At 63.9% G+C, this 2,415-nt stretch carries 1 protein-coding gene; it reads right to left on the minus strand.

What is annotated here, in order from left to right; all coding sequences use genetic code 11:
• Nucleotides 1-2,415, minus strand: a 2,415-nt coding sequence (locus WEB61_RS11575; protein ID WP_368064486.1) for an adenosylcobalamin-dependent ribonucleoside-diphosphate reductase, incomplete at both ends; no start/stop codon positions are given.

Consider the following 2,415-nt stretch of genomic DNA (forward strand, 5'->3'; position numbering starts at 1 on the left):
GCCGGCCGGTTCGAAGCGTGTGAAGGTGAAGGCCTCGACATATTCTTCCAGCGGCACGCCATATTGCAGCCCGAGCGAAATCGCGATGGCGAAATTGTTCATCAGCGAGCGGAAGGCCGCGCCCTCCTTGTGCATGTCGATGAAGATTTCGCCGATCTTGCCGTCGTCATATTCGCCGGTCCGGAGATAGACCTTGTGGCCGCCGACAAGCGCCTTCTGCGTGTAGCCCTTGCGCCGGTCGGGAAGCTTGTCGCGCTTCTGCTCCGCGGCCTTCACCTGTTCGACAAGCTGCGCCACGCCGCGCTCGGCGACGACGCGGGCGCGTTCCTGCGCCGGCTGCGCGATCAGCGTTTCGACCGCGCTTTCCTCCGCCTCGTCGTCCTCGTCCTCGATCAGTTGCGCGCTCAGGGGCTGCGACAGCTTCGAGCCGTCGCGGTAAAGCGCGTTGGCTTTGAGCGCGAGCTTCCAGGACAGCATGTAGCTCTCCTTGCAGTCCTCGACGCTCGCCGCATTCGGCATGTTGATGGTCTTGGAGATCGCGCCCGAGATGAAGGGCTGGGCGGCGGCCATCATGTGGATATGGCTTTCGACCGAGAGCGCCCGCGTGCCGGTGCGGCCGCAGGGGCTGGCGCAATCGAACACCGAAAGATGCTCGGGCTTGAGCCCCGGCGCGCCTTCCAGCGTCATCGTCCCGCAGACATGGATATTGGCGGCGTCGATTTCGGCCTTGGTGAAGCCGAGCGCCCCCAGCATGTCGAAATCGAGATTGTCGGTTTCCTCGGCGTCGAGACCGAGCACCCCGGTGCAGAAATCCTCGCCGATCTGCCATTTGTTGAAGACGAAACGGATGTCGTAGGCGGTCGCGAGCGCCGCTTCGATCGCCTCGATCTTCTCGTCCGTGAAGCCGCGCGCGCGCAGCATCGCATGGTTGATGCCGGGCGCGTCGGCCATGGTGCCGCGACCCACGGCATGGTCGATGATCGCGGCAATCGCGGCGTCGTCATAGCCGAGAGTCTTCAAGGCCTGCGGCACGGCGCGGTTGATGATCTTGAAATAGCCGCCGCCCGCGAGCTTCTTGAATTTGACCAGCGCGAAATCGGGCTCGATGCCGGTCGTGTCGCAATCCATCACAAGGCCGATCGTGCCGGTCGGCGCGATCACGGTCGCTTGCGCATTGCGGTAGCCGCTGCGCTCGCCCATCGAAACGGCGAGGTCCCAGGCCGCCCGCGCATGGTCGACGAGATCGCCTTGCGGGCAGTTGGCCGCGTCGAGCGGCACCGGCGCGACATTGAGGCCTTCATAGCCCGACGTGAGCCCGTGTGCCGCGCGGGCGTGATTGCGCATCACGCGCAGCATGTGATCGGCATTTTCGGCGTGCGCCGGGAAGGGGCCGAGTTCCTTGGCCATTTGCGCCGAGGTCGCATAGGAAACGCCGGTCATCACGGCGCTGATGGCGCCCGCCAGCGCGCGGCCGGCATCTGAATCGTAAGGCAGTCCGCAGGACATCAAAAGCCCGCCGATATTGGCAAAGCCGAGGCCGAGCGTGCGGAAGCGGTAGGAGCGTTCGGCGATCTCGCGGCTCGGGAACTGTGCCATCAGCACCGAAATTTCGAGCACGATGGTCCAGAGCTTGACCGCATGTTCGAAGGCTTCGACGTCGAAGCGGCCATTCGTCTCGCGGAACTGCATCAAGTTGAGCGAGGCGAGGTTGCAGGCCGTATCGTCGAGGAACATATATTCCGAGCACGGATTGCTGGCGCGGATCGGGCCGGAAGCGGGGCAGGTGTGCCAGTCGTTGATCGTGGTGTGGAACTGGATGCCCGGATCGGCGCTGGCCCAGGCCGCATGGCCGATCTTTTCCCAGAGATCGCGCGCCGGCAGGGTCTTCGCCGCGCCGCCATTGAGGCGGTTGGTCAGCGTCCAGTCGCCGTCATTCTCGACCGCGCGCAGGAAATCATCGGTCACGCGCACCGTGTTGTTGGAGTTCTGGCCCGAAACGGTCAGATAGGCTTCGGAGTCCCAGTCGGTGTCGTAAACCTTGAAGTCGATTTCGTCGTAACCCTGCTTTGCGAACTGGATCACGCGCTGGACATAGTTTTCCGGCACATGCGCGCGGCGCGCTGCAAGGATTTCGCGTTTCAGCGCCGGGTTCTTTTTCGGGTCGAAGCAGGCGTCGTCATCGGCCTCGCAATTGACGCAGGCGCGCATGATGGCATTGAGGTGCTTGCGGTTGATCTTCGAGCCGGTGACGAGCGCCGCCACCTTCTGCTCCTCGGTCACCTTCCAGTCGATGAAAGCCTCGATATCGGGATGGTCGATATCGACCACCACCATCTTGGCCGCGCGCCGTGTCGTGCCGCCCGACTTGATGGCGCCGGCCGCCCGGTCGCCGATCTTGAGGAAGCTCATCAGGCC

It is taken from the genome of Parvibaculum sp., from assembly GCF_040882025.1.
GTDB lineage: Bacteria > Pseudomonadota > Alphaproteobacteria > Parvibaculales > Parvibaculaceae > Parvibaculum.